Source organism: Prescottella equi (assembly GCF_002094305.1).
GTDB lineage: Bacteria > Actinomycetota > Actinomycetes > Mycobacteriales > Mycobacteriaceae > Prescottella > Prescottella equi.
The window spans coordinates 79,073-103,904 of the sequence record NZ_LWTX01000003.1 but is presented as its reverse complement, the minus strand read 5'-3'; the positions used below and the strand labels follow the sequence as shown (position 1 = coordinate 103,904).

Genomic DNA, 24,832 nt, shown 5'->3' with positions numbered 1-24,832 from the left:
GCCCGCAAGGAATCGACGGCGTGAGACGGATGCAACCCCCCGAGTCGCATCGGCTCTGTTCGCCCGGCTATCGGTCATGGAACTCCTCTGTCGGCGGTTTGGTAGGTGGTCCACTTCACAGCGGACTGCCAGGCTTTATACCGCCGACAGAGGAGGTTACGAGGCAGTACCGGAAAATTGGCACACCTCGGACATGGAGTTGTCGGAGCGCGATCAGCGGAGCTTGAGGCTGCCGCCGTCCGCCATGACGGTCTGACCCGTCATGTACTTCGAGTCGTCGCTCGCCAGGAACAGTGCGATCGGGGCGATGTCGGTCTCCGGATCGCCGATGCGCTGCAGCGGAACCTTGGCGATGGTCGCGGCGGCCCGCTCGGGGAACGCCTCCTGCCACGCCACGACTCCCTCGGTGGCCGCGAACGGGCACAGCACATTGACCCGGATCTGGTCCGCGGCCCACTCGTTGGCGGCGACCCGGCTGACGCCCCGGATGGCCTCCTTGGCCGCCGCGTACGACGTCTGCGTGGGCATGCCCTCGAGCCCGGAGCTGGAGCCGAAGTTGATGATCGACCCCTTCGACTCCTTGAGCTGCGGGTAGCAGGCCTGCATGAGGTGCACCGTCGGGTAGAAGCCGGTGCCGAAGGAGAGGTCGAACATCTCCTGCGTCTGCTCGAGCAGCGGAGCCTGACGGGACGCGTGCGCGTTGTTGACGAGGATGTCGATACGGCCGAACGCCGCGACCGCGGCGTCGCGGATCGCCTCGGCCGAATCCTTCTGCGAGATGTCGACGTTGAGGAACTTGCCCTCACCGCCAGCCTCCGCGATCTCCTTCTCGAGTGCGAAGCCGTTCTCGTCGCTGATGTCGACGAACAGCACCTTCGCACCCTCGCGCGAGAACACCCGGGTGATCGCGCGCCCGATGCCACCGGCACCGCCGGTGACGATGGCAACCTTGCCCTGAAGCCTCATGAAGAGTCCGCCGTCCGGATCAGACGCCGGCGGGCGCGTCGGTGGCGAGGGCGATCTTCTCGAGGCCCGCGACGCTGTACGCGGCGTAGGTCTCGTACGGGCCGCGGCCCGAGAAGTACGGCGTCATCTGGCCGGCCAGCTCCTCGACGGAGAACTCGGAACCGGCTGCATCGAAACGGTTCTCGACCTGCGGCGCGGCCATGAGGGCGACCATCTTGCCGTAGACCACGAACACCTGGCCGTTGATCTCGTCCGACGCGGGCGACGCGAGGTAGCGGACCAGCGTGCCGACGCGCTCCGGAGCCAACGGGTCGAGACCCTGCGTGCCGGTGTTGTTCTCGGTGCCGAACGCCTCCGCGGTCATCGCGGTCCGGGCGCGGGGGCAGATCGCGTTGGCGCGCACGCCGTAGCGGGACAGGCCGGCGGCGGTGGAGAGGGTCAGCGCGGTGATACCGGCCTTGGCGGCCGAATAGTTGGGCTGGCCGGCGGAGCCGAACAGGAACGCCTCGGACGAGGTGTTGATGACGCGACCGTAGATCGGGCCGCCGGCGTCCTTGCTCGCCTGACGCCAGTGCACGGCCGCGGCGTGCGACGTCGCGGCGTGGCCCTTGAGGTGCACGCGGATGACGTCGTCCCAGTCCGACTCGGACAGGTTGAAGATCATCTTGTCGCGCAGGATGCCCGCGTTGTTGACCAGGATGTCCATCGAGCCGAAGTTGGACACGGCTTCCTGGATCATGCGCCCGCCGAGCGACCAGTCGGAGACGTCGCCGGTGACGGCGAGGGCCTGCCCACCGGCCGCCTTGATCTCGTCGACGACGTCGTGGGCGGCGGAGCCCATGTCGTTCACGACGACGGCGGCACCGGCGTCGGCGAGGGCGAGCGCCTCGGCGCGGCCGAGACCGGCCCCGGCGCCGGTGACGATGGCCGTCTTACCGGCCAAGCTCAGAGAATCCACCATGTCAGGCTCCTTCAGGTTCCGTGCGATGCAATCAAACTAGTATTCATTCTAGTTTTGGCACAAGGGTCTTGGTCCATCCCGTTCCTCCGTCGCCTCGGGATGCTCCCGCAGATGATGCGGCATCGCCTCCGCCTGTGCTGGCGGAACCCCAGTTCTCCCCGTCGGGCTATTGATCAACCAATAGGAATATGTTCTACTCGGCAGGTTGTGATCTCAGGCACACGAGGGCGGGGTTTGTGGTAGAACGCACTGTTGCTCGATGTGCGATTCACCGAAGGGCCGGATATGACTCTCAATCTCGCTGATCTGACCGAAGCCGTCATCGACGCCGTACCGGACAAGGTCGCGCTCGTGTGCGGATCCGAATCGCGGACGTTCGCCGAGTTCGACGCTGCTGCGAACCGGATCGCGCACCACCTCGCGGAGCAGGGTGTCGGCCCCGGGGATCACGTCGGCCTGCACGCGCGCAACAGCCTCGAGTTCGTCGAATCGCTGCTCGGGTGCCTCAAGATCCGCGCCGTCCCGGTCAACGTCAACTTCCGCTACGTCGACGCGGAACTCACCTACCTCTACAACGACGCGAAGCTGGCCACCGTCATCGCCGACGGCGAGTTCAGCGACGTCATCGCCGACGTCCTGCCCAAGTGTCCCGAGCTGCGGCACATCGTGCTCATCGGCGAGCCGGCCGGACCGGCACTGGCGGACGCCGCTGCCGCCGCCGACGTCTCGGTCGTCGACTATCACAAGGCTTCCGCCGCGCAGTCCGCAGATCGCGACTTCCCGGAGCGCAGCGCCGACGATCTCTACGTCATCTACACGGGCGGCACCACCGGCATGCCCAAGGGTGTGATGTGGCGGCACGAGGACTTCTACCACGCAGCACTCGCGGGCGGCGCGATCATGGGCGGCGACCCGATCCTCTCGCCCGCCGAGCTCGGCGCCGCCGCGGCGGCGAACCAGTTCGCGATGACGTACCTGGTGACTGCGCCGCTGATGCACGGTGCGGCGTCCTACTCGCTCTTCACCTGCATGTTCATGGGCTCCAAGCAGGTCCTCATGTCCAAGTACGACCCGGTCGAGGCGCTCGAGCTGGTCGATCGACACAAGATCAACACCGTCATGGTCGTCGGCGATGCGATCGCCCGTCCGCTCGCCGACGCGATCGAGCAGCACGGCGACCGATTCGATCTGAGCTCGCTGTGGATCATCGGTTCGGGTGGCGCGCTGTGGTCGGCGAGTGTCCGCGGGAAGCTCAACGAGCTGCTCCCCAACGTCTACCTCCGGGACGCGTTCGGCTCGTCGGAGTCCGGCAACGACGGCGAGCTGAAGAAGGACGAGGACGGCCTGCTGCGCATGCCGCCGTCACCGAAGGCTCGCGTCGTCGACACCGACTTCTCGACGATCGAGCCCGGTTCCGACAACGTCGGCTACCTCGCCCGCGCCGGACACGTGCCGCTCGGCTACTTCGGTGACCCGGAGAAGACCGCGGCGACGTTCCCCGTCGTCGACGGCGTGCGGCTCTCGGTCCTCGGTGACCTGGCTCGCGTCGAGGCGGACGGCACCATCGTCGTGCTCGGCCGCGGATCGTCGTGCATCAACACCGGTGGCGAGAAGGTCTACGCCGAGGAGGTCGAGGAGGCACTCAAGAGTCACCCCGGTGTACTCGACGCACTCGTCGCCGGCATCCCCGATCCCATGTACGGGCAGCGCGTGTCGGCCGTCATCTCCGCCCGCGAGGGCGTCGACGATCTCGACGAGGACGACGTGATCGCCCACTGCCGGACCAAGATCGCCGGTTACAAGGTGCCGCGCACACTCGTCGTGGTCCCGGAGGTCGTCCGCTCGCCTGCGGGTAAGGCCGATTACCGTTGGGCGAAGGCAACTCTCGAATCCGTCTCCCAGTAGAGTCCTACCGCTCGACGACACGGCCCGCCTCGCGATCAGCGAGGCGGGCCGTGTCGGTACGGGAGGTCAGCTGCCGGCGCGGCCGAGCAGCTCGGGGGCCTCGGGGCGGCCGTCGAGCACGCGCGAGGTGCGGCGCTGGATCTGCCACGTGCCGTCGATCTTCTTCAGGTCGAAGCGGTTCGCGGTCACGCGCCACACGCGGAACGAATCCTCGTCCTGGTTGCGCAGCAGCAGCTGCGAGTGGCACGTGGCGACGGCCGTGTCGCCGTCGACCACGATGTTGACCGGGTCGAGCAGGTGGCCGCAGCCGTTCTTGATGTAGTCCTGGTGGGGGCTGGTGCGGACCATCTCCATGATCTCCGCGCGCCCGTTCATGTTGCGGATGTCCACGTCGTACACGGCGTCCTCGGCCCACAGTGCGCCGACCTTGTCGGCGTTGCCGGCGTCGACGGCCGGGCCGTACGCGGTGATGAGCTCCTGGATCGCGAGCTTGTCCTCGAGCAGCTCGACCCGCTCGATCAGTGACTGGACGAGCGCAGCGGTATCGGTCATCGGATCTCCTTCGGTGTATGTCCGGCTATCGGGTGAAACGTGAAACCTGTTGCGTGCGAGCCTCGATCGGTGTCCGATCCGGGCTCGGTGGTGCAGCGGCGTCCCGCGGTCAGCGGGGTGCGGGATCGAACTCGATGCCCAGTTCGGCACCGAGTTCGCGCAGGGATTCGAGCTGATCGCAGTAGTGCGCGCAGTCGGTCGCGGAGATCGACGCGCTGGCGATCGTGGCGCCGGCGTCGCGGCGGCGTTCGAGCGCCCGGAGGGTGCGGTCGCGTGCGCCCAGCGGGTCCAGAGGCGCCCCCGCGCTCAGTACGACGTCGAAGTGCGCTGGGACGTCTACCTTTTCGAGCATGCCACGAAGTTCGTCGACGCTCAGGCCGAACGGCGCCCAGCCGTCTCCGTGTGTCGTGGCGCGGCGCAGCGAACGCATCGTGCGACCACCGATCCACAGGGGCACCCGGTCCTGCACGGCGTGCGGTTCGACGAGCAGTCCGTCGTAGTCGTAGTAGGTCCCGTGGTACTCGGGCAGGCTGCGCGAGAGCGATGCGCGGAGCGCGGCGAGGGCGTCGTCGGCGCGAGCCCCGCGGTCCTCGAAAGGCGCGCCCAGAAGATCGAACTCCTCGCGCAGCGTGCCGACGCCGAGGCCGAGGATCAGCCGTCCTCCGCTCACGACGTCGAGAGTGCCGTAGCGCTTGGCGATCTCGAGCGGGTGGTGGTAGCCGAGCACGAGAACCTGGGTGGCGAGCCGGATCCGGGTGGTCCGGGCGGCGAGGAATCCCAGCGTCGCGAGCGGATCCCAGTACGTGCCCCCCCGTGCGGCGGCGACCTCCACCGGGACCGCGACGTGTTCGCTGCAGGTCAGGTGGTCGTAGCCGAGACGGTCCGCGGTCTCCGCGATGCGGGCGAGGTCGGCGATACCGGCGTCGCGCTCCCACGGGGAGTGGGCGTCGGGGTGCAGGACCACGACTGGGGAGACGATTCCGATGTGCATCCCTACAGCTCCGTTGCTGGATCGGCCGGTGTTGCTTCGTTCTACCGGACGGCGGAGGGGCCTTGGGCCCGTTTTTCCGGTGACCGGGAGTCTGATCGACTCGGACGGCGGACGACGGTGCGAGCGGGCATGATCGGGTGTCCGATTCGGACAAACAATCGACCGGAAAAAAGTCCCGCCTAGCGGGACTTTCCTGCTAGCCTGTCAGAATTGATTTCAGTTTTGCGTCGGATTGCCCCTCTGATCAGGGGCTCAGATGTTGCTTGGAGGTGTCGATGACAGTCGTCGATTCCGGTGAGTCGGTCACCACGCCGGCCCCGCGCCGTGAACTGCCGCCTTCGATGGTGGAGCGGATGACCCTGATTCTCGACGCGTTCGACGGTCGCGCATCGCGGCTCACGCTCGAAGAAGTGGCGTGCCGTACGCAGTTGCCGCGCTCGACCGTGCACCGGATTCTCGATCAGTTGGTGCGGCTGAACTGGGTGGAACACGCCTCGTTCGGCTACTGCCTCGGCCGGCGTGCGCTCGGCCTCGGTGGCGGCGACGGCGGGCACAGTGAGATCCGCGCTGCCGCCGCGCCCCTGCTGCACGAGCTGCACATGCAGACCGGCATGGTCGTCCATCTCGCCGTGCTCGACGGCAGCGAGAGCGTCTACCTCGACAAGGTCGGCGGGCGTTTCGCGTCGACGCTGCCCTCGCGAGTGGGCGGCCGCGGACCGGCCTACTCAACGGCCGGCGGGAAGTCCATGCTGGCGTGGCTCGACCCGGAGCGGGTCGACAGCCTGTACGAGGCGCGGCTGAGTCGCTGTACCGACCGGACCATCACCGACATCGCGACCCTGCACCAGGAACTCAACCGGATCCGGCAGCGTCGGGGCCTGGCTTTCGAGCGCGGCGAGTCCGTGCGCGGTGTGGCCTGTGTCGGTGTCGCCGTGCGCGGCTACGAGGGTCCGGTCGCCGGAATCTCGCTGTGTGGCGATGCGCGAACCGCCCAGCTCGAGCGCGTCGCGCCGCTCGTGGTCGACGCGGCCCGCGAGGTGTCGCGCACGCTCTACCCCGACATGGGTGCTCCCCGGCGTGCGCGCCGGGCGCCCGAGCCGCCCGTCAACACCTGGTCCGCGGACGCGATGGATCGACTGCTGTCGATCCAGAGCGGGCAGTGGATCTGACGGGCACCTCCCGACCGCGCCAACGGGAACTGGCGGCACACTTCCACGTCGGAAGGGTGCCGCCAGTTCCCGTTCGAGCGGAGTGGCCGGTGGCCGTCAGACCAGTTCGGGAGCTCCGATGCCGAACTTGCCGCGGAAGAACACCATCGGGCGTTCCTCGCACACCGTGTCCAGCTCGAGCACCCGGCCGATGATGATGTCGTGGTCACCGGCGACGTGGACCTCGTGCACCTCGGCGTGCACCCGCATCAGCACGTCCGGCAGCGACGGCGTGCCCCAACGGGAGACCTCCCAGTCGAGGTCCTCGTACTTGCGGCCCTTGCTCGACCCGAAACGGGAGCACAGGTCCGACTGGTCCTCGTGCAGGACGTTGACGCAGAAGCGGCCGGTCTCGCGGATGCGGGGCCAGGCCCGGCCGCGGTGATCGGCGCAGATGAGGATGAGCGGAGGCTCCAGCGAGACGGAGGCGAACGACTGGCATGCGAAGCCCACCGGGCCCTCGTCGTCGAGACCGGTCACCACGGTGACACCCGTCGCGAACTGGCCCATCACCCGTCGCATGTCCGCCGGAGTCGGCTCTGCTCCCAGCGTGATCTCCTGTGCAATCGCCTCTGTGGACATGGGGCCACCTCCGATTCGATGAAACTGCTCGGCGTCCGCTACGCCGAAGTCGATGTTTGCGAGCGTATGGCCGCAGGTCCGCAGCCCTGAATTGCTGTCTCGATCAGCGGAACCGCCCTCGGCGGAGGTGACCTCGACCAGAGGTGGTCTCGCTGATCGGGATGCGATATGGCCCACTTCGACGCCGACTGGCACCCTTCCGCCGGATGGGCTGTGACCCGGATGACATTTTTTGCAACGGACATGAGGCTGACGATGGCTATTGAGATCAGTTACGAGGATTCCAAGCGGGAACTGCACACCGATCAGGGTGTGCTGCGGTACCACCAGGCCGGCGACGGTCCGCCGCTGCTGCTGCTGCACGGTTCCGGTCCCGGCGTCACCGGTTGGCGCAACTATCGCGGCGTCCTCGCCGACTTCGCGGAGCACTTCACCTGCTACGTGCTCGAGTTCCCCGGCTTCGGCGTGTCCGACCCGTGCGACGGCCACCCGATGGTCGAGGCAGTCGGCGCCGTACCGGCCTTCCTCGAGGGCCTCGGCCTGGGTCCGGTCGACATCATCGGCAACTCGATGGGCGGTGTCGTCGGCGCCCGTATCGCGATCGCGCGTCCCGAGCTCGTCAACAAGTTCGTCTCGATCGGCGGCATGGGCAAGAACGTGCTCTCGTCCAGCCCGGGCGAGGGCATCAAGCTGCTCATGGAGTTCACCGACAACCCGACCCGCGAGGGCCTCATCCGCTGGCTGCAGTCGATGGTCTACAACCCTGCCGTGGTGACCGAGCAGCTCATCGAGGAGCGCTGGGAGCTCGCGACCGAGCCCAAGACCCTCGAGATCGCCCGCCGCATGTACAGCAGCAAGGCTTTCGCCGCGATGGCCGCGGCCAACGCGCAGGCCGACGGCACCCCGTACTGGGCGCAGTTCGGCAAGATCAAGGCGCCCACGCTGCTCACGTGGGGACGCGACGACCGCGTCAGCCCCGTCGACCTCGGCCTGCTGCCGATGCGCGACATCCCCAACGCCGAGTTCCACGTGTTCCCGAACTGTGGGCACTGGACGATGATCGAGGCCCGCGACGCCTGGGTTGCGTCGGTGCTCTCCTTCCTCCTGCGCGACCGTAAGTGAGCTGACGAATCACCATGGCTGAGAACAACAACTTCGACACCGTCGTCGACTTCCTCGTCGTCGGCAGTGGCGGCGGCGGCATGGTCGCCGGCATCACGGCCGCCGACCGCGGCATGTCGTCCCTGATCATCGACAAGGGCAAGACCTACGGCGGGTCCACCGCGATCTCCGGCGGTGGCATCTGGATCCCCAACGCGCCCGTCCTCGTCCGCAAGGGCGCCGGCGACTCGCGGGAATCGGTGCGCCGCTACCTCGACATCGTCACCGAGGGCAAGGTGTCCGACGAGCGTCTCGACGCGTACATCGACAACGGCCCGCCGATGATGGAGCTGCTCGAGCGCAGTCCCCACATCGAGTTCTACTGGGTCAAGGGCTACGCCGACTACCACCCCGAGTACGACGGGGGACGCCCGCTCGGCCGTACCGTCGAGTGCACTCCGTTCGACACCCGCAAGCTCGGTGAGGACGAGAAGTACCAGCGCCCCAACAGCATGAAGGGCCCGTTGGGCCTGTGGGTGACGAGCAAGGACTACCACGACCTCGCAATGGTCAAGCGCACCTGGGCCGGTCGCCGGGCGTCGCTCGTCGCGGCGTGGCGGGTGTCGTCCAACGTGATCCGTCGCCGCCACATGTCCACCGGTGGCCGCGCGCTCGTCGCACGGATGCGCATGGCGCTCAAGGACGCCGGCGTTCCGCTGTGGCTCCGGACGTCGATGAAGGACCTGATCGTCGACGACAAGGGCGCCGTCATCGGTATCACCGCGGAGCGCGAGGGCAAGCTCGTGCGTATCGGTGCCCGCAAGGGTGTCCTGCTGGCCACCGGCGGTTTCGAGCACAACAACGCGATGCGCGCGGAGCACCTCCCCGAGCGTGGCGTGGAGAACATCAGCATGGGCGCCCGGGAGAACGTCGGCGACGGCATCGTCGCCGGCCAGAAGCTGGGTGCTGCAGTCGATCTCATGGACGATGCGTGGTGGATGCCGTCGGTCATGCACCCGATGGGTGCGGTCATCCCGCTGGTGTCGGAGCGCTCGATCCCGCCCTCGGTGATCGTGAACAAGGACGGCAAGCGGTTCACCAACGAGTCGGCGCCCTACGTCAACTTCGTGCACGACCAGCTCGAGGGCGGCCACGTGCCGGCCTACTTCATCATGGACAGCAAGGCCCGGTCGCGGTACCCGTTCGCGCAGGTTCTGCCGGGGGCCCCGTTCCCGCAGGGCTTCTACGACAAGGGCATCGTCCACAAGGCGAATTCGCTCAGCGAGCTGGCCGAGCAGATCGGTGTACCGACGCAGAACCTGCTCGAGACCGTCGACCGGTTCAACGGCTACGCCCGCACCGGCAAGGACGAGGAATTCGGCCGCGGCGACAGCGCGTACGACCGGTACTACGGTGACCCGACGATGAAGAACCCGGCCATGGACGAGATCGTCAAGGGCCCGTTCTACGCGATCCGCATCGAGGCCGGCGACCTGGGCACCAAGGGTGGCCTCGTCACCGACGCCGACGCGCGCGTACTGCGTGAGGACGGCTCGGTCATCGACGGTCTGTACGCCACGGGCAACACGTCCGCGTCGGTCATGGCGAACGAGTACGCCGGCGCCGGCGCCACCATCGGCCCCTCGATGGTGTTCGGGTACGTGGCCGCGAACCGCGTCGCCGACAGCGACGTCGAGCGCGTCGTCGGATCCGGCGAGAAGTAGTCCGGAAGTCTCTCGAAATGCTCACTCAGTGGGACTGGGAAACCGGCTCTGACGTGGCCGAATTCCAGTCCCGCTGAGCGGGAGATGTTTTGTTCTCCCGGGCCGATTCCTGGGACCGTTCGATACACACGATCAGCGCAAGCGGTTGCGTTGATCCCCGATCCGCACCAGGAGGGCGCATGCTCGCGAGCACTGCTTTCCGTCCGAATGCGGGTACCCGGGGCGCCGCGGCCGATATTCTCGTCGTCGGTGTCCTTCCCAGCTTCCTCGAGCATGCCGCGCGCATGCCAAGCCTCACGGCGCACCCGAACCGAGATTCTCGGCTAGGCCGGTCGCCCGAGCTTGCCGGAGGACAGGAAAGACCAATTGCTCTAGAACGCAACCGGTCTGGCCGTTAAGAATTGATCCGCGTCGTGGGATCGCAGAGAGAGAGCTGATAGCTATGGGTCAGGTTTTGGACAACATCATGCAGTTCGCGGACGAGATCCGCGAGGGTGGCATCGAGGGCGAGAAGCTGATGCGCCTCTCGGACGGCAACGCGAAGCGCGTGCGCGACGCAGGCGTCATCCGGATGCTGCAGCCGAAGGAGTTCGGCGGCCTCGAGGCCCACCCGCGCGAGTTCGCGGAGACGGCCATGAAGCTGGGCTCGGTCGACGGCTCCACCGGCTGGGTGTCGGGCATCGTCGGTGTCCACCCGTGGGAGATGGCCTTCTTCGACCCCAAGGCGCAGCAGGAGGTCTGGGGCGAGGACATCGACACCTGGATCGCGTCGCCGTACGCCCCGATGGGTGTCGCAGTGCCGGTCGACGGCGGCTACATCCTCAACGGCCGCTGGTCGTTCTCCACCGGCAACGACCACTGCGAGTGGGTCATGATCGGCGCTCTCGTCGGCGACCAGAAGGGCGTGCCGACCGGCAAGATCCTGCACGTGCTGGTCCCCAAGGCCGACTACACCGTCGACCACGAGAGCTGGAACGTCGTCGGCCTGCGCGGCACCGGCTCGAAGGACTTCACCGTCAAGGACGCCTTCATCCCCGAGTACCGCACGATCGACGCCGAGATCGTCCTCAGTGGCAACGGCGCCAAGCACGCCGGCCGCGACGAGACGCTGTACAAGTTCCCGTTCTCCTGCATCTTCCCGCTCGGCATCTCCTCGTCGCTGATCGGCATGTGCGAGGGAGGTCTCGCCCTGTACATCGCCGCGCAGAAGGAGCGCGTCGCGGTCACCGGTGTCCCGATCAAGGAGGACCCCTACGTCCTGTACGCCATCGGTCAGGCCGCCGACGAGATCAACGCCTCGCGCGTCGCGATCCTCGAGACCGTCGACCGCTTCTGGGACAAGACCGAGAAGGGTGAGGTCGTCACCTTCGAGGAGCGCGCCATCGGTCGCCGCACCCAGACCAACGCCGCATGGCGTGCCGTGAGCGCCCTGGACGAGATCTTCGCTCGCGCCGGCGGCGGTGCCATGAAGGTCACGCTGCCGCTGCAGCGCTTCTGGCGTGACGCGCACGTCGGCCTCACGCACGCCATCCACGTGCCGGGCTCGATCAACCACGCGTCGGCGCTGACGCAGCTCGGTGGCGAGCCGCAGGGCGTCCACCGTTCGATGATCTAGTTCGAACCCAGCTGAATTCCTCACTCAGGGACGGATTGATATGACGGACATTCGGGGTCTCGGTTACCTCAGAATTCAGACACAGGACATCGCCCGCTGGCGTGAGCTCGTCGTCGACGGCCTCGGCATGGCGACCGGCTCGGGCCCCGACCCGGACGGCCTGTACCTGCGTCTCGACGAGCGGCGTGCGCGCCTGATCGTCCTGCCGGGCGACACCGACAAGGCCCAGGCCGTCGGCTGGGAGGTGCGCGACCACTTCGCGCTGCAGCGCGTCCGTGAGGCCGTGGAGAAGGCCGGCATCGCCGTCGAGGAGCTCTCCCTCGAAGAGGCCGACTACCGGGACGCCGAGAAGGTCATCGCGTTCGACGACCCGGCCGGCACGCGTGTCGAGGTGTTCTTCGGCCCCGTGCTCGACCACAGCCCGGTCGTGACGCCGCACGGTGGCCGCTGGGTCACCGGCGAGCAGGGCCTCGGCCACGTCGTGCTGCCGACGGCCAAGTTCGCGGAGTCCTACGCCTTCTACACCGAGGTGCTCGGCTTCCTCCCGCGTGGCGCCATCCGGCTGCAGGACGGCGTCTCGCGCGTCCGCTTCCTCGGCGTCAACCAGCGTCACCACAGCCTGGCGCTGTGCCCGGCGCCGCCGACGGAGGAGCCCGGCCTGGTGCACCTGATGACGGAGGTCGACACCCTCGACGCCGTCGGTCAGGCGCTGGACCGTGTCGCCAAGCTCGGCTTCACGATCTCCTCGACCCTGGGTCGCCACACGAACGACAAGATGATCTCGTTCTACGTGCGCGCTCCCGGAGGCTGGGACCTCGAGTTCGGCACCGAGGGCATGCTGGTCGACGAGACCTTCTACACCGCCGAGGAGATCACGGCGGACAGCTACTGGGGTCACGACTGGTCGGCCTCGGAGCCGCTGAAGGCGTTCATCCCGAAGGCCTGATCACCCGGTAGGTGGTGCTCGACGCGACAGGGCCCCGCACGGATTCGTCCGTGCGGGGCCCTTCGTCGTGCGGGGACCTCTGTCGTGCGGAGGGTCAGACCGGAAGGTCGAGGGAGCGCGCCAGCGTCGGCCATGCCTGCGGCAGCCGGTCGCGCCAGTACGCCCAGCCGTGGATGCCGATCGCCTCGTACTCGAACGTCGCCGGGATGTTCAATTCGTCGAGGCGGGCGTCGAGGAGACGGGTGCAGCCGTTCGCCAGCACCTCCATCGGCCCGCCGATGAACACCCGGTCGAACCAGTCGGACGCCGCGGGATCCTCGTACTTGCCGGGCACACCCGACGCCACCGACACGTAGATGTCCATGCCACGCAGGGCCTCGGCGTTCCGGACGCTGTCGTGGGCGACCCACCCCGGGCCACCGACCTCGCCCCACACGTTGGCGATGTCGCCGCCGCGCGACGACACCGTCGACTGGACGCTGAGCCGGCCCAGGTCGTCGACCGTCGAGTAGCAGCCGCTGAAGACCGCGATGCCGCGGTACATTCCGGGATTGCGGTGGGCGAGCATCATCGCACCCTGTGAACCCATCGAGATGCCGAGCAGCGACTTGACTCCGTTGGTGTTCAGCCGGGCGTCGAGCAGCGTGGGCAGCTCCTGGGTGATGAAGGTTTCCCACTTGTGCAGTCCGACGCCCGGATCGATCCGGTCCCAGTCGGTGTACATGCCGGAGACTCCGCCGTTGATCATCACGACGTTGACGTTCTTGTCCGCGAAGAAGTCCGGCGCGCCGCCGATCGTGACCCACCCGCTGGTGTCCTCACGCGCGTCTACGCCCTCGAGCGCGTAGATCGACGGGCGCGGCACCGAATTGTCCTTCGGAAGGAGCACTTCCACGCCGACCTCGCGGCGCAGCGCCGGCGACGCGACGGTGAAGCGCACGAGCCGATCGGTCTTCTGCTCCTCGCCGGTGATGGCCGCGGCGGCGATGTCGTCCCGCAGCGGTGGCAGCGGCGGATGCTCGTTCTGGAGCGGGCCCGGAATCACCGACCCGGCGGTGACGCTGCCGTTGTCGGAACTGGCGGCAGCGCTGCCGCTCGACCCTGCCGCGGCGCTGCCGAGGCTCCCGGTGCTTCCGGTGCTTCCGGGCGCGGCCGCCGCTTCGCCGGCCAGTGGCAAGGCCACCAGTGCCGCGAGCGATGCGCCCACCACTCCCCGGCGTAGTCGACGTCTCGCCGCGCGTCTCGGATCTGAACCCCACATGGAAGAAAATCCCCCTACATCTCGAATCTGGCGATCAGTAAGGTACCCCGACCTCGGGACAGGAGTTACCGAGTCCGAGGAATCGTCGATCGGACGGACTACACTGCGGCCGCATGGTGGACGTCCGTGTCGGCATCTCCGGGTGGGTGTACCCGGGATGGCGCGGTGGCTTCTATCCGAAGGGCCTCGTGCACCGGGATGAACTGCGGTACGCCGCAGAGCACCTGACGTCGATCGAGATCAACGGGTCGTTCTACGCGCTGCAGAAGCCGTCGAGCTTCGCAAAATGGCGTGACGAGACACCTGACGGCTTCGTGTTCGCCGTCAAGGGTGGCCGCTACGTCACGCACATCCGGCGGCTCCGGGACGTGGAGGTGCCGCTCGCGAACTTCTTCGCCGCGGGCGTCCTCGCGCTGCGCGACAAGCTGGGGCCGATCCTGTGGCAGTTGCCGCCGAACATGCAGTTCGATGCCCGGCTGCTGGAGGAGTTCCTGACGCTGCTGCCGCGCACCACCTCTGCGGCGTGCACGCTCGCGGCCCGTCGCGACGACAAACTCTCCGACGACCGCGTTCTCGACACCACCGACGCCGAACGCCCCATCCGGCATGCGCTCGAGGTGCGGCACCCGAGTTTCGCTGTTCCGGACATGGTTTCGATCGCCCGCGACCACGGTGTGGCGCTGGTGCTGGCCGACACCGCCGGTCGCTATCCCCGGATCGACGAGGACACCGCGGACTTCGCGTACGCCCGGCTGCACGGCGACGCCGAACTGTACGCCAGCGGCTACACCGACGACGCCCTCGACCGCTGGGCCGAGAAGGTGCGTGGGTGGACGGAGTCCGGGCGGGACGCCTTCGTGTACTTCGACAACGACATGAAGGGCTACGCCCCGTTCGACGCGATGGGGTTGCTGCGCAGACTGGGTTGATGCGGACTGCGGAAAGGCCCGTCGTTCCGGGCGTCTCCCGATCTCCGCTCGCCTCCGCGGCGCCACGGGTCGGTCCGCTCACGCGTGACTGCGCACCTTCTCGACGGTCCGGGTGAACACGTCGTCGAACTCGGTGCGAAACTCCTTGCCGTGGTAAGCCAGCACCAGCACGGTGTAGTCGCCGACTGCGGCGTATCCCAGTAGCACCTCGTCGTCAGCCCAGTTCGGATTGTCGGAGTGCGTGACCTCGGAGACGATCACAGCGTCCTCCGACGCGAGCTCGGGCGGTAGATCGAGTCGTTCGGTGCGGACCGTGCGGCCGAAGGAAGCCGGGTCGTCGTAGGCGACGGTGTACGTTGCGCACGATCCGGTGTGGGCATCGGCCATTCGCTGCACGTCCAGGTCGGCCTCGCTGACCAGCATGATGTACGCGCGGTCGTCTCCGAGAAGTGCGCCGGCGGCGGAACCGTTGTCGACCAACCCGATCCGAGCCCCGTCCGAGTAGGCGTTCTCGGCCTCGCACGCGGGTGGATCGAACGTCGTCGTCGCCTCCGATCCGTCGCGCCGGGCAGCAGGCTCACCCGGAATTCCTCCCCGCTCACGGGCGGCGCCGCGTCCGTGGCCCCGCAGCCCACGACGCCGAACAGTCCGGCGATCCCCAGCACCGCAACTCGATACCTCGACATGTTTCCTCCCCGTCGGGTGCCGCAGTCGAGACACCTGTGCAGACGGTATCGGGCAGAACGGTCGATCGTTACGTTGATCCTGAAGGATTTCCGTCGCTCAGCGAGAGAAATCAGAAATCCTTCAGGATCGGACCCGACTGCGGTTACGCGGTGTCGGTGCGCAGTCGGGTCAGACGCATCGATGCGATCCGCCAGTCGTCGCCGGCCTTCCGGTACTCCTCGACGTAGTGCCCGTAGCCGTGCAGGCTGCGCACCGGCGCGCCGTCCGGCCACCACAGCTTGTCCTCCATCGCCCACACCCCGGTCGCGGTGGTGGGGGAGGTCAGGGTGATCTCGGGCATGTGGCCGTGATGGACGGTGGCCACGTTCTCGATGTTCGCCCGCAGGAACGGCATGTACTCGTCCACCGAATGCGTCACGCCGCCACCGGTCTCCGTCATGTCGATCGTGACGTCGTCGGTGAACACGGCCGCCAGACCGTCCCAGTCCTTGGTGTCCATGAGCCGGAAGTAGCGGGCCTTGAGAGCCCGGATCGCCTCGATGTCCGCCGCGGTGGTGCGCGGGTTGACCGGGGACGTCCCGCCGTTCCAGTGGCCGGGACCGGCCCCGAGTACCTCGATCTCCCCCTGGGTGCCGTGCATGTGCTTGGTGCGGTGGCTCATTCGCCATGCTCCGTCGGTGAGCTGCCACTGGTCGTGGTAGTCACCGAGCGTCGAGAAGCTCAGGCCGCGAAGGTCTCCGACGCCGAGATGCAGGTCGGACACGTAGGTGCGGCTGGTCGCGGTGCCGGCCGCCAGGTCGACGTCGATCAGCATGTTGCCCAGCAGGTGCTGGGTGGGCCCGCAGTCGTCGAGGAACGAGCGGATCGCGGCTTCCACCTCGCCCGGCCCGTGCAGTGTTCCGGTCCCGAGATCGGCGGTGGCGTCGGGCAGCATGATGTCGTGCAGCACCGGCCAGTCGCGGTCGTCCATCGCGCGCGCGAACCTCACGACGCCGCGAGCGATCTCGCGTTCGGCCAACAGGATCTCGAGAGTCATCGGTGTTCCCTTCGGTGGCTGGGGGCGAATACGACTGTGGCTGCGACCTTTCGGTCGCAGCCACAGCTTGTCGATCTGAAATTCTACGCGCGGTTCAGCAGCTTGCGCATCGCCTCGGCCGCACCCTTGACCATCTTGTCGCGGGGGAAGCCACTGCGCTTCTCGGCGGCGGCGTAGTTGCCACCGGCCACCCAGACCGGACCGTCGGTGAGGTGCGCGAGCCCCTCGCGCGCCGCGTCCTCCGGCTCCTGGACGATCATGCCCGGGATGTCGAAGTTGAGTCCGGCGCGGATCATCGCGGGCGTGCGGGTGACACCCAGGATCAGCTCCACCACGTGGACGTTGTACGGCGCGAGCTCGAGCCACAGGCTCTCCGCGAACACCCGGCTGAACGCCTTGGCGGACGCGTAGATGCTCTGGTGCTCGGAGCCCATGTAGCCGGCCAGCGAGCCGAGCAGCATGATGCCGCCGCGGCCGCGGTCCTTCATCTTCGCGCCGAAGTGGTGCGACAGCTCGAGCTGCTTGGTGATGTTGAGGTTGATGACGCCGTTGAACCCGTCGAGGTCACCGGTGACGAACTCGTGGCCGTAGCTGTTGGCGCCGGCGTTGAAGATGAGCAGGCCCACCTCGAGGTCGTCGGTCACCTTGCGGATCTGGTCCATCGCGTCGTCGGCCAGGAGATCGAGCGACAGCGTGCGGACCTCGACGCCGTTGGCGCGCACCTTGTCCGCGGTCTCCTCGAGCGGGCCCGGCTTGCGGGCGATGAGCACGAGGTTGAGGCCGGCGCGACTGAGCTCGTCGGCGAAAGCCGCGCCGACGCCCTCGGAGCCACCCGCGATGACGGCCCACGGGCCGTACTGGTTCTTGTCGATCATGAAAGGTCTCTCTCGTCTGCAGTCCGACCTAGTGGTCGACGACCTGCGGGGTGGGGACGGGCTCCTCGTTGGTGATGGCGAGGCGGCCGTCGAGCGCGGCGACCTGGATCGTCGCGCTCAACGCCTCGCACCGCATCACCGGTGCGCCGGGGCGGCCTTCGCGGCCCACCCACTCGTGGATCTCGACGCACTTCTCCTGGGCCGTCTCGTTCCACTGCACGGCGGTGTGTTCCCAGCTGTGCTTCTGGACCTGCACGCAGGCCCCACAGCGATCACACTCCAGCGGCTGCATTCTCACGCGCCTTCTTCTCGAGGTTGTCCTCGACCACTCGACGCCACGAAGCGACGGCCTTGGTGGTGTCCATCTCGTGCTCGAACCGGTCGGTCATGTCCGAGGTGACGTCCGCGCGGTCCACGTAGAACTGCTCGTACCAGCGGCGCAGCTGGTAGACCGGACCGTCTTCCTCGCACAGCAGCGGGTTCTCGATGCGGGTCTTGTTCTTCCAGATCGCGATGTCCTGCTCGAAGCCCTTGGCGATGAACTCGCCGAACTTCTGTGCGGTCTCGAGCGCCTTGTCCCCGAGGACCGGCGACTTCTTGACGATCATGCCGTACATGAGCACGAACTTGTCGGGGCTGACCGGGTAGTGGCAGTTGATGAGGATCGACTCGACGTCGTAGCCCTCGTACTCGTACGCCAGGTCGTCGATCATGAACGAGGGACCGAAGTACGACGCGTCGGAGCGGCTGCCGAGCATCTTCGGAACGCCGGTCGCGTGCGGGCGCATGTCGGTACGGGCCTCGCCGCGCATGAACTGGCTGGCGACCGGGCCCTCGAAGACGTTCTTGAAGAACGTCGGGAACGAGTAGTGCACGTAGAAGAAGTGCGCCATGTCGACGATGTTGTCGACGATCTCGCGGCAGTTGGTGTCGACCTCGGTGGTGTACCAGACCCACTCGGTCCACTCGTCGCTCAGCGCACCCTCGATGTGCGGGATGTACATGTCCTCTTCGGTCGGCGCCTTGCCCTCAGGGTCGTGCCAGATGAAGAGCATGCCGTCCTGGTCCAGGGTCGGCCAGGCGCGGGTCTTGGCGACCGGGGGAACGCGGCGGGCGTAGGGGATGTCGGTGCAGCGGCCCTTGCCGTTCCAGCGCCAGTCGTGGAACGGACACGCGACCGAGTCGCCCTTGATCTCGCCCTGGCTCAGGTCGCCACCCATGTGCCGGCAGTACGCGTCGAGGACCTGGACGTCGCCCTTGCTGTCGGCGAACGCGACCAGCTTGGTGCCGAAGGCGTGGACCGAGTGCGGCTTTCCGTCCTTGAAGGACTCCGAGAGGCCGAGGCAGTGCCAACCACGGGCGAAACGGGTGGGGGCGACACCGGCGACGATCTCGCGGACTTCGGTTTCATCGGACTGATTGAGCGTCACTTCGTCCGTCCTTTCAGGGAAAGCAGTTTTCGAGTTCGGACGCGCTTCGAATGTCGAGCGCTGGCCGCGGATGCGGGCCCTCCACGGTGGAGGATGCACCTGTGGCATTGACGGCCACGCTAGGTGACACCTATCACCCGGTTTTCGACAGTCCCACTGGCCGGGACCGCCCCACGGACCGCCCGGCGGACGGTCCGCGGCCGTCCCGCCCTACCATGCGGGTACCCCCCTGTCCCTACATGTGATCCCGGTCGGGGTCGTGGAGGAGCACCCACATGCCCAACGAGGTCCTGCAGTCGGTCCGCGAACTGTTACCCGCCATCGCCGAGCGCGCCCAGACCGTCGACGAATCGCGGCGCGTCTCCGACCAGACGATCCGGGACCTGACGGCGGCCGGCGTCTTCCGGATGCTGCAGCCCGCGCGCTACGGAGGTCTCGAGACCAGCCCGGTCGACTTCTACGAGGTGGTCCGCGCGATCTCCGGAGTGTGCGGATCCACGGGATGGGTCACGTCGGTGCTGGGGGTGCACCCGTGGCATCTCGCGCTGTTCGACGTCAAGGTGCAGGACGAGGTGTGGGGGCAGGACACCTCGACGCTCGTGTCGTCGGCGTATGCGCCGGTGGGGGAGCTCGTTCCGGTGGAGGGCGGCTACGAACTGTCGGGCAGCTGGCGGTTCTCGTCGGGCTGTGACCATGCGTCGTGGGCGTTGCTCGGCGGGCTCGTGGTCGGTGCCGAGGGGCGGCCCGTGGACTTCATGACCGTGCTGGTGCCGCGCACCGACTACCGGATCAAGGACGTGTGGGACGTCGTCGGACTGCGCGGAACCGCGAGCAACGAGATCACCGTGGAGCGGGCGTTCGTCCCCGAGTATCGGACGATCCGCAACTACGAGGCGGCACAACTGCGCGGGCCCGGACACAAGGTGAACCCCGCGCCGTTGTTCAAGCTCCCGTTCGCGGCGATCTTCACCAGCACCGTCGCGGCGCCGGTCATCGGGACGGTCGCGGGGTGCTACGAGACCTATCTGTCGGCCATGCGGGACCGGGTCCGGCTCAGTCTCGGCGGCGGCCGGTTCGCGGAGGACCAGTCGGCGCAGATCGCGGTGGCGCGGGCGTCGTCGGAGATCGACGCGGCGATCCTGCAGATGGACCGCAACATCCGGGAGCTGCTGGAACTGGCCGAGGCCGGCCAGCCGCTGCCGATGAGCATGCGGCTGCGCGTCCGGCGGGATCAGGTGCGTGGCACGGAGCGGGCCCTCGAGGCGATCGACGTGCTCTTCAAGACCGCGGGCGGCAACTCGCTCACCCGCGGCAACCCGATCGAACGGGCGTGGCGCGACGCGCACGCCGGCAGCGTCCACGTCGCCAACGATGCCGCGCGGGCCCTCGCCATGTACGGCCGTGGAGCCTTCGGTCTCCCGGTGGAGGACAACCTGGTCTGACGCGGTCGGCGCCCCGTCGTCCCACGTGCCGGGTCTGCGTGGTTGTGTCCGCCCCCGTTTTCGGGTTCGATGTGAACTCGATCGGCGGCGCCCACACGGGCTCCGCGATTCCCACTGACCGGAAGCGCTGCGAGCGGACGACGTCAGCTGGGAGCATTCGAAGTGTGCTGCGCGCCCCGCGGCACGCGGTTCGAGGACGAGGACGAGGTAGGGGGTCGACGGTGCCGAGAGTGGCCGAGGCACGGGACGCGGCCGAGCCGAGTTCGGCGGAGCAGCGCGCGCGGTTCGCCCGCATGCTCGACGCCGCCGCCCAGTTGGGCGCCGAGAAGGATCTCGAGCGCGTGCAGATGCACGAGGTCGCCAAGCTCGCGGGCGTCGCGATCGGAACCCTCTATCGCTACTTCCCGTCGAAGACGCATCTGTTCGTCGCGGTGATGGTCGACCAGATCGACCAGATGAGCGAGGGCTTCGCGCGTCGCGCGCAACCGGCGCCGACCCCGCAGGACGAGATCTTCGAGACCCTGTTGCGGGCCACGCGGGCGTTGCTGCGCCGGCCTCTGCTGGCGAACGCGATGATCCAGTCGACCAGTACGGCCAAGGTCACCACGATCCCCGACGTGGCGCGCGTGGACCGGCAGTTCCGGGACGTGCTGTTCGAGGCTGCGGGGCTCGAACAGGTGACGGAGAACGATTCGGTGCTCGTTCGTTTACTGGTATCGGCGTGGTTCGGCATCATCCAGTCCTGCCTCAACGGCCGGATCTCGGTCCCCGATGCCGAGGAGGATCTCCGCACGGCGTGTCGGCTGCTGCTGGCCGATCTGTCGAACGCTCAACTGCCGCCGATCCAGGCGTAACTGAAATGAATTCTAATTCCGGCCCCGTGAGTTGCTCGCGGGGCCGGAGTCGTCGTCGGCCGGCCCTGGGGCCGGTCCCGGCGGCGGCCCGGCGCGCCAGTGTGTAAACGGCTTACTGATTGAGCTGAATGTGCGGCTGGCGCAGTGTTCGCCGAGCGTGCGGTCCAGTTCCCGCGCAGCCATTGCCCTGACCGCGAAAGTAGAATACATTCCAAAAATGAACGAGTTGCAGTCCCGAACGGGGCCGACTCGCAGTTTTCGCACGTATTCGCAGTACTCATGAGGAGCGCTCCATGACCAATGTCGTCATCGTCGAGGCCGCCCGCACCCCGATCGGCCGCCGCCGCGGCGCGCTCGCGGGGCTGCATCCGGCCACCCTGCTCGGATTCGCGCAGCGCGCGGTGCTCGAGCGCGCGGGTGTCGCTCCCGAGGAGATCGGTCAGATCGTCGGCGGCGTCGTCACCCAGGCCGGCGAGCAGTCCAACAACGTCGCACGCAACGCGTGGCTGCACGCGGGGTTGCCGTACACCACGGCCGCCACGACCATCGACTGCGCGTGCGGTTCGTCGCAGCAGGCCGTGCACATGGTGGCGGGCTTGATCGCGTCCGGCCAGATCGACGCCGGCATCGGCTGCGGTGTCGAGTCGATGTCGCGCGTGTTCCTCGGCCAGGCGCTCGCTCCCGGCACCGGTATCCCGTTCCCGGAGGACTGGACCGTCGACATGGGCGACCAGTTCACCTCCGCCGAGCGGATCGCCGCCAACCGCGGGATCAAGCGCGGCGACACCGACGCGTTCGGTCTCGAGTCGCAGCGTCGCGCGGCACAGGCGTGGGCCGAGGGCCGCTTCGACCGCGAGATCGTGCCCGTCGAGGCTCCGGTCGTGACGAAGGAAGACGAACTCACCGGAGAGGTCGCCACCGTGACCCGTGACGGCGGCCTGCGCGAGACCACCGCCGAGGGCCTGGCCGCGCTCAAGCCGGTCATGGACGGTGGCATCCACACCGCCGGGTCGTCCTCGCAGATCAGTGACGGTGCCGCCGCGGTGCTCCTGATGAGCGAGGACAAGGCGAAGGCGCTGGGCCTGCGTCCGCGTGCCCGCATCGTGTCGTCCGGCATGGTCGGCGCCGACCCGTACTACCACCTCGACGGCCCCATCGACTCCACCCGCCACGTGCTGGCCAAGGCCGGAATGTCGCTCGGCGACATCGACATCGTCGAGATCAACGAGGCTTTCGCGGCCGTCGCGCTGTCGTGGGCGCAGGTGCTCGACGCGGACCTGAGCAAGGTCAACGTCAACGGCGGCGCGATCGCGCTCGGCCACCCGGTCGGCTCCACCGGTTCGCGCCTGATCACCACCGCGCTGCACGAGCTCGAGCGTTCGGACCGTTCCACCGCGCTGATCACCATGTGCGCCGGCGGTGCGCTGTCGACCGCCACCATCATCGAGCGCATCTAGGCGGCTCCGCCACCCGTGCGCCTTTTCGGTAGTCCCCACTACCGAAAAGGCGCACGGGCGCGAAGCGCCCGTCGTACTTCATCTACTTCCGAGGACTTTTCGATGACCATTGGTTTGAGTGACGAAGACCGCGAACTCCGCGATTCCGTGCGTGGTTGGGCCGCGCGCCACGCGACCCCGACCGTGATCCGGGAGGCGGTCGAGGCGAAGACCGAAACCCGCCCCGGCTACTGGGGTTCGCTCGCCGAACTCGGCATGCTGGGCCTGCACCTGCCGGAGGAGTTCGGCGGCGCCGGCTACGGGCTCGTCGAACTCGCCATCGTCACCGAGGAACTCGGCCGTGCGATGGTTCCCGGACCCTTCCTGCCGACCGCGGTCGTGTCCACGGTCCTGAACGAGGCCGGCCGCACCGCCGAGCTCGAGGGTCTGGCCGACGGTTCGCTGTTCGGCGCCGTCGCGCTGCAGCCGGGCGGGCTGAAGCTGGTCCGCGACGGCGGCAAGACCACGCTGTCCGGCACGTCGAGCCATATCCTCGGCGGTCAGGTGGGCGACGTGTTCCTGCTGGCCGCCTCCGATGACGACACCGACGCGGCCGAGGGTGGCCTGTCGTTCGTCGTGGTGGCGCGCGATCGCCTCGACGTCACCGAGCTGCCGAGCCACGACGTGGTCCGCCGCAACGCGGAGGTGACGGCCGACGGCCTCGAGCTGTCCGACGGCGATGTGCTGGAACTCGATTCGCAGCGCATTCTCGACATCGCCGCGACGCTGTTCGCGGCGGAGGCGTCGGGCCTGGCGGACTGGGCGACCACCACGGCCGCGGACTACGCGCGGGTGCGTCAGCAGTTCGGCCGGGTCATCGGACAGTTCCAGGGCGTCAAGCACAAGGCCGCCCGCATGTTCAGCCTCACCGAGCAGGCCCGCGTCACCGCGTGGGACGCGGCCCGCGCGCTGGGTGAGGACGTCGACGGCACCGAGGCATCGCTCGCGGCGGCGGTGGCCGGTGCGGTGGCGCTCGAATCCGCGTTCCAGGTCACCAAGGACTGCATCCAGGTCCTCGGCGGCATCGGCTTCACGTGGGAGCACGACGCCCACCTGTACCTGCGCCGCGCGCAGTCGCTGCGAATCCTGCTGGGCTCCACGGCCTCCTGGAAGCGTCGCGTCGCGAACCTGACGATCGACGGCGCCCGCCGCGTCCTCAGCATCGACCTGCCGCCGGAGGCGGAGCAGATCCGCGCCGACGTCCGCGCCGAGCTCGAGCCCGCGACGGCGCTCGAGGGTGCCGAGCAGAAGGCGTACCTGGCCGAGAAGGGCTACACCTCACCGCATCTGCCCGCCCCGTGGGGTAAGGGCGCCGACGCGGTCACCCAGCTCGTCATCGCCGAGGAACTGCGCGCCGCCGCGCTCGTTCCGCACGACATGATCATCGGCAACTGGGTGATCCCCACGCTGATCGCGCACGGTAACGCCGAGCAGATCGAGCGATTCGTCCCGCAGTCGCTGCGTGGCGACATCGTGTGGTGCCAGCTGTTCTCCGAGCCCGGCGCGGGCTCCGACCTGGCCGGCCTGTCCACCAAGGCCACCAAGGTCGACGGCGGCTGGAAGCTCAACGGGCAGAAGGTGTGGACGTCCATGGCCCGCGAGGCGGACTGGGGTATCTGCCTGGCCCGCACCGACGCCGACGCTCCCAAACACAAGGGCCTGTCGTACTTCCTGATCGACATCAAGAACAGCGGACTCGACATCCGCCCGCTGCGTGAGATCACGGGCGAGGCGCTGTTCAACGAGGTGTTCCTCGACGACGTGTTCGTCCCCGACGAGTGCCTGGTCGCCGAGCCCGGTGACGGCTGGAAGCTGGCGCGCACCACCCTCGCGAACGAGCGGGTCTCGCTGTCGCACGACTCCTCGCTCGGTTCGGGTGGTGAGGCGCTGCTCGACCTGGCCGTCTCGATCCCCGGTGGCCTCGACGACGAACAAATGACCGTTCTGGGCAAGGTGCTGTGCGACGCGCAGTCCGGCGGTCTGATGGGCCTGCGCACGACGCTGCGGTCGCTCACCGGCGCGCAGCCCGGCGCGGAGTCGTCGATCGCGAAACTGCTGGGCGTCGAACACATCCAGCAGGTGTGGGAGGTCGCGATGGAATGGGCGGGTCCGTCGTCCCTGCTCGGTGAGCAGCATCGCCGCTCGGCCACCCAAATGTTCCTGAACTCGCAGTGCATGTCGATTGCAGGTGGTACCACCAATGTGCAGCTCAACATCATCGGCGAGCGGATCCTGGGTCTGCCGCGCGATCCCGATCCCGGAAAGTGAGTT

The 24,832-nt window shown here is 67.9% G+C and carries 22 protein-coding genes; 11 read left to right on the top strand and 11 right to left on the bottom strand.

The features are described from left to right. Positions 1–213 precede the first annotated feature (213 nt). Positions 214–966 carry an SDR family NAD(P)-dependent oxidoreductase gene (locus A6I89_RS09755; RefSeq protein ID WP_005517125.1) on the bottom strand — a complete coding sequence of 251 codons (753 nt, stop codon included), beginning with the start codon at positions 964–966 and terminating at the stop codon, positions 214–216. 19 nt (positions 967–985) lie between these two features. Further along, positions 986–1,927 (bottom strand): 3-oxoacyl-ACP reductase, encoded by a 942-nt coding sequence (locus tag A6I89_RS09750; protein ID WP_013417438.1) that lies wholly within the window; start codon positions 1,925–1,927, stop codon positions 986–988. Between the two features lie 285 nt (positions 1,928–2,212). Between A6I89_RS09750 and A6I89_RS09745 the strand changes: the two genes are divergently transcribed. Continuing rightward, positions 2,213–3,832 carry an acyl-CoA synthetase gene (locus tag A6I89_RS09745; RefSeq protein ID WP_005517128.1) on the top strand — a complete coding sequence of 540 codons (1,620 nt, stop codon included), beginning with the start codon at positions 2,213–2,215 and terminating at the stop codon, positions 3,830–3,832. A 66-nt stretch (positions 3,833–3,898) separates the two neighbouring features. On the opposite strand, the gene A6I89_RS09740 is transcribed toward A6I89_RS09745, so the two are convergent. Continuing rightward, positions 3,899–4,384 (bottom strand): nuclear transport factor 2 family protein, encoded by a 486-nt coding sequence (locus tag A6I89_RS09740; RefSeq protein WP_005517129.1) that lies wholly within the window; start codon positions 4,382–4,384, stop codon positions 3,899–3,901. 109 nt (positions 4,385–4,493) lie between these two features. After that, positions 4,494–5,375: a TIGR03619 family F420-dependent LLM class oxidoreductase gene (locus tag A6I89_RS09735; protein ID WP_013417436.1), complete on the bottom strand. Its 882-nt coding sequence runs from the start codon at positions 5,373–5,375 to the stop codon at positions 4,494–4,496. Positions 5,376–5,650: 275 nt separating this feature from the next. Here A6I89_RS09735 and A6I89_RS09730 point away from each other — a divergent pair, with 275 nt between their 5' ends. Further along, a complete protein-coding gene (locus A6I89_RS09730; protein ID WP_005517133.1) occupies positions 5,651–6,544 on the top strand; it encodes an IclR family transcriptional regulator in 894 nt (297 codons plus the stop codon). A 96-nt stretch (positions 6,545–6,640) separates the two neighbouring features. Here A6I89_RS09730 and A6I89_RS09725 read toward each other — a convergent pair whose 3' ends face one another. Then, on the bottom strand, positions 6,641–7,165 hold the full coding sequence (locus A6I89_RS09725) for a flavin reductase family protein (RefSeq protein WP_005517134.1): 525 nt from the start codon (positions 7,163–7,165) through the stop codon (positions 6,641–6,643). 255 nt (positions 7,166–7,420) lie between these two features. Between A6I89_RS09725 and A6I89_RS09720 the strand changes: the two genes are divergently transcribed. From A6I89_RS09720 to bphC, 4 genes are all read left to right on the top strand, one after another. Continuing rightward, positions 7,421–8,287 (top strand): alpha/beta fold hydrolase, encoded by an 867-nt coding sequence (locus A6I89_RS09720; RefSeq protein WP_084930961.1) that lies wholly within the window; start codon positions 7,421–7,423, stop codon positions 8,285–8,287. Between the two features lie 14 nt (positions 8,288–8,301). Next, on the top strand, positions 8,302–9,990 hold the full coding sequence (locus A6I89_RS09715; RefSeq protein WP_060934533.1) for an FAD-binding protein: 1,689 nt from the start codon (positions 8,302–8,304) through the stop codon (positions 9,988–9,990). 442 nt (positions 9,991–10,432) lie between these two features. After that, a complete protein-coding gene (locus tag A6I89_RS09710) occupies positions 10,433–11,605 on the top strand; it encodes an acyl-CoA dehydrogenase family protein (protein WP_022598279.1) in 1,173 nt (390 codons plus the stop codon). Positions 11,606–11,645: 40 nt separating this feature from the next. Continuing rightward, entirely contained in the window at positions 11,646–12,551 is a 906-nt protein-coding gene (gene bphC / locus A6I89_RS09705) for a biphenyl-2,3-diol 1,2-dioxygenase (RefSeq protein WP_005517141.1), read from the top strand. 94 nt (positions 12,552–12,645) lie between these two features. On the opposite strand, the gene A6I89_RS09700 is transcribed toward bphC, so the two are convergent. Further along, on the bottom strand, positions 12,646–13,812 hold the full coding sequence (locus tag A6I89_RS09700) for an alpha/beta hydrolase (protein ID WP_060934532.1): 1,167 nt from the start codon (positions 13,810–13,812) through the stop codon (positions 12,646–12,648). Between the two features lie 113 nt (positions 13,813–13,925). Between A6I89_RS09700 and A6I89_RS09695 the strand changes: the two genes are divergently transcribed. Then, positions 13,926–14,741: a DUF72 domain-containing protein gene (locus A6I89_RS09695; protein WP_022598275.1), complete on the top strand. Its 816-nt coding sequence runs from the start codon at positions 13,926–13,928 to the stop codon at positions 14,739–14,741. A gap of 78 nt (positions 14,742–14,819) precedes the next feature. On the opposite strand, the gene A6I89_RS09690 is transcribed toward A6I89_RS09695, so the two are convergent. The 5 genes from A6I89_RS09690 to A6I89_RS09670 all read right to left on the bottom strand — a co-directional run bounded on the left by A6I89_RS09690 (position 14,820) and on the right by A6I89_RS09670 (position 18,769). After that, the gene (locus tag A6I89_RS09690) at positions 14,820–15,221 is read right to left on the bottom strand and encodes a hypothetical protein (RefSeq protein WP_022598274.1); all 402 of its coding nucleotides are present in this window, start codon (positions 15,219–15,221) and stop codon (positions 14,820–14,822) included. Between the two features lie 349 nt (positions 15,222–15,570). Next, positions 15,571–16,464 (bottom strand): nuclear transport factor 2 family protein, encoded by an 894-nt coding sequence (locus tag A6I89_RS25030; protein WP_005517153.1) that lies wholly within the window; start codon positions 16,462–16,464, stop codon positions 15,571–15,573. A gap of 83 nt (positions 16,465–16,547) precedes the next feature. After that, a complete protein-coding gene (locus A6I89_RS09680; protein WP_022598272.1) occupies positions 16,548–17,339 on the bottom strand; it encodes an SDR family NAD(P)-dependent oxidoreductase in 792 nt (263 codons plus the stop codon). A 28-nt stretch (positions 17,340–17,367) separates the two neighbouring features. Then, positions 17,368–17,631 carry a hypothetical protein gene (locus tag A6I89_RS09675; protein WP_005517156.1) on the bottom strand — a complete coding sequence of 88 codons (264 nt, stop codon included), beginning with the start codon at positions 17,629–17,631 and terminating at the stop codon, positions 17,368–17,370. Further along, positions 17,612–18,769: a 3-ketosteroid-9-alpha-monooxygenase, oxygenase component gene (locus A6I89_RS09670; protein WP_022598270.1), complete on the bottom strand. Its 1,158-nt coding sequence runs from the start codon at positions 18,767–18,769 to the stop codon at positions 17,612–17,614. The genes A6I89_RS09675 and A6I89_RS09670 overlap by 20 nt, the downstream gene beginning before the upstream one ends. A gap of 275 nt (positions 18,770–19,044) precedes the next feature. Between A6I89_RS09670 and hsaA the strand changes: the two genes are divergently transcribed. From hsaA to A6I89_RS09650, 4 genes are all read left to right on the top strand, one after another. Then, a complete protein-coding gene (gene hsaA / locus A6I89_RS09665; protein WP_013417426.1) occupies positions 19,045–20,211 on the top strand; it encodes a 3-hydroxy-9,10-secoandrosta-1,3,5(10)-triene-9,17-dione monooxygenase oxygenase subunit in 1,167 nt (388 codons plus the stop codon). A gap of 221 nt (positions 20,212–20,432) precedes the next feature. Continuing rightward, positions 20,433–21,065, top strand: coding sequence for a TetR/AcrR family transcriptional regulator (locus tag A6I89_RS09660; RefSeq protein WP_172504543.1), 633 nt, complete (start codon positions 20,433–20,435; stop codon positions 21,063–21,065). A gap of 293 nt (positions 21,066–21,358) precedes the next feature. Next, positions 21,359–22,522, top strand: coding sequence for a steroid 3-ketoacyl-CoA thiolase (locus tag A6I89_RS09655; protein ID WP_022598269.1), 1,164 nt, complete (start codon positions 21,359–21,361; stop codon positions 22,520–22,522). Between the two features lie 102 nt (positions 22,523–22,624). After that, positions 22,625–24,829, top strand: a complete 2,205-nt coding sequence (locus A6I89_RS09650; RefSeq protein WP_022598268.1) for an acyl-CoA dehydrogenase family protein — start codon at positions 22,625–22,627, stop codon at positions 24,827–24,829. The last annotated feature ends 3 nt before the right edge of the window (positions 24,830–24,832 follow it).

What these genes read in the sequence shown, in the direction of transcription:
- A6I89_RS09755 (WP_005517125.1), bottom strand. Translation starts at nt 966, where the DNA reads ATGAGGCTTCAGGGCAAGGTTGCCATCGTCACCGGCGGTGCCGGTGGC.
- A6I89_RS09750 (WP_013417438.1), bottom strand. Translation starts at nt 1,927, where the DNA reads ATGGTGGATTCTCTGAGCTTGGCCGGTAAGACGGCCATCGTCACCGGC.
- A6I89_RS09745 (WP_005517128.1), top strand. Translation starts at nt 2,213, where the DNA reads ATGACTCTCAATCTCGCTGATCTGACCGAAGCCGTCATCGACGCCGTA.
- A6I89_RS09740 (WP_005517129.1), bottom strand. Translation starts at nt 4,384, where the DNA reads ATGACCGATACCGCTGCGCTCGTCCAGTCACTGATCGAGCGGGTCGAG.
- A6I89_RS09735 (WP_013417436.1), bottom strand. Translation starts at nt 5,375, where the DNA reads ATGCACATCGGAATCGTCTCCCCAGTCGTGGTCCTGCACCCCGACGCC.
- A6I89_RS09730 (WP_005517133.1), top strand. Translation starts at nt 5,651, where the DNA reads ATGACAGTCGTCGATTCCGGTGAGTCGGTCACCACGCCGGCCCCGCGC.
- A6I89_RS09725 (WP_005517134.1), bottom strand. Translation starts at nt 7,165, where the DNA reads ATGTCCACAGAGGCGATTGCACAGGAGATCACGCTGGGAGCAGAGCCG.
- A6I89_RS09720 (WP_084930961.1), top strand. Translation starts at nt 7,421, where the DNA reads ATGGCTATTGAGATCAGTTACGAGGATTCCAAGCGGGAACTGCACACC.
- A6I89_RS09715 (WP_060934533.1), top strand. Translation starts at nt 8,302, where the DNA reads ATGGCTGAGAACAACAACTTCGACACCGTCGTCGACTTCCTCGTCGTC.
- A6I89_RS09710 (WP_022598279.1), top strand. Translation starts at nt 10,433, where the DNA reads ATGGGTCAGGTTTTGGACAACATCATGCAGTTCGCGGACGAGATCCGC.
- bphC (WP_005517141.1), top strand. Translation starts at nt 11,646, where the DNA reads ATGACGGACATTCGGGGTCTCGGTTACCTCAGAATTCAGACACAGGAC.
- A6I89_RS09700 (WP_060934532.1), bottom strand. Translation starts at nt 13,812, where the DNA reads ATGTGGGGTTCAGATCCGAGACGCGCGGCGAGACGTCGACTACGCCGG.
- A6I89_RS09695 (WP_022598275.1), top strand. Translation starts at nt 13,926, where the DNA reads ATGGTGGACGTCCGTGTCGGCATCTCCGGGTGGGTGTACCCGGGATGG.
- A6I89_RS25030 (WP_005517153.1), bottom strand. Translation starts at nt 16,464, where the DNA reads ATGACTCTCGAGATCCTGTTGGCCGAACGCGAGATCGCTCGCGGCGTC.
- A6I89_RS09680 (WP_022598272.1), bottom strand. Translation starts at nt 17,339, where the DNA reads ATGATCGACAAGAACCAGTACGGCCCGTGGGCCGTCATCGCGGGTGGC.
- A6I89_RS09675 (WP_005517156.1), bottom strand. Translation starts at nt 17,631, where the DNA reads ATGCAGCCGCTGGAGTGTGATCGCTGTGGGGCCTGCGTGCAGGTCCAG.
- hsaA (WP_013417426.1), top strand. Translation starts at nt 19,045, where the DNA reads ATGCCCAACGAGGTCCTGCAGTCGGTCCGCGAACTGTTACCCGCCATC.
- A6I89_RS09655 (WP_022598269.1), top strand. Translation starts at nt 21,359, where the DNA reads ATGACCAATGTCGTCATCGTCGAGGCCGCCCGCACCCCGATCGGCCGC.
- A6I89_RS09650 (WP_022598268.1), top strand. Translation starts at nt 22,625, where the DNA reads ATGACCATTGGTTTGAGTGACGAAGACCGCGAACTCCGCGATTCCGTG.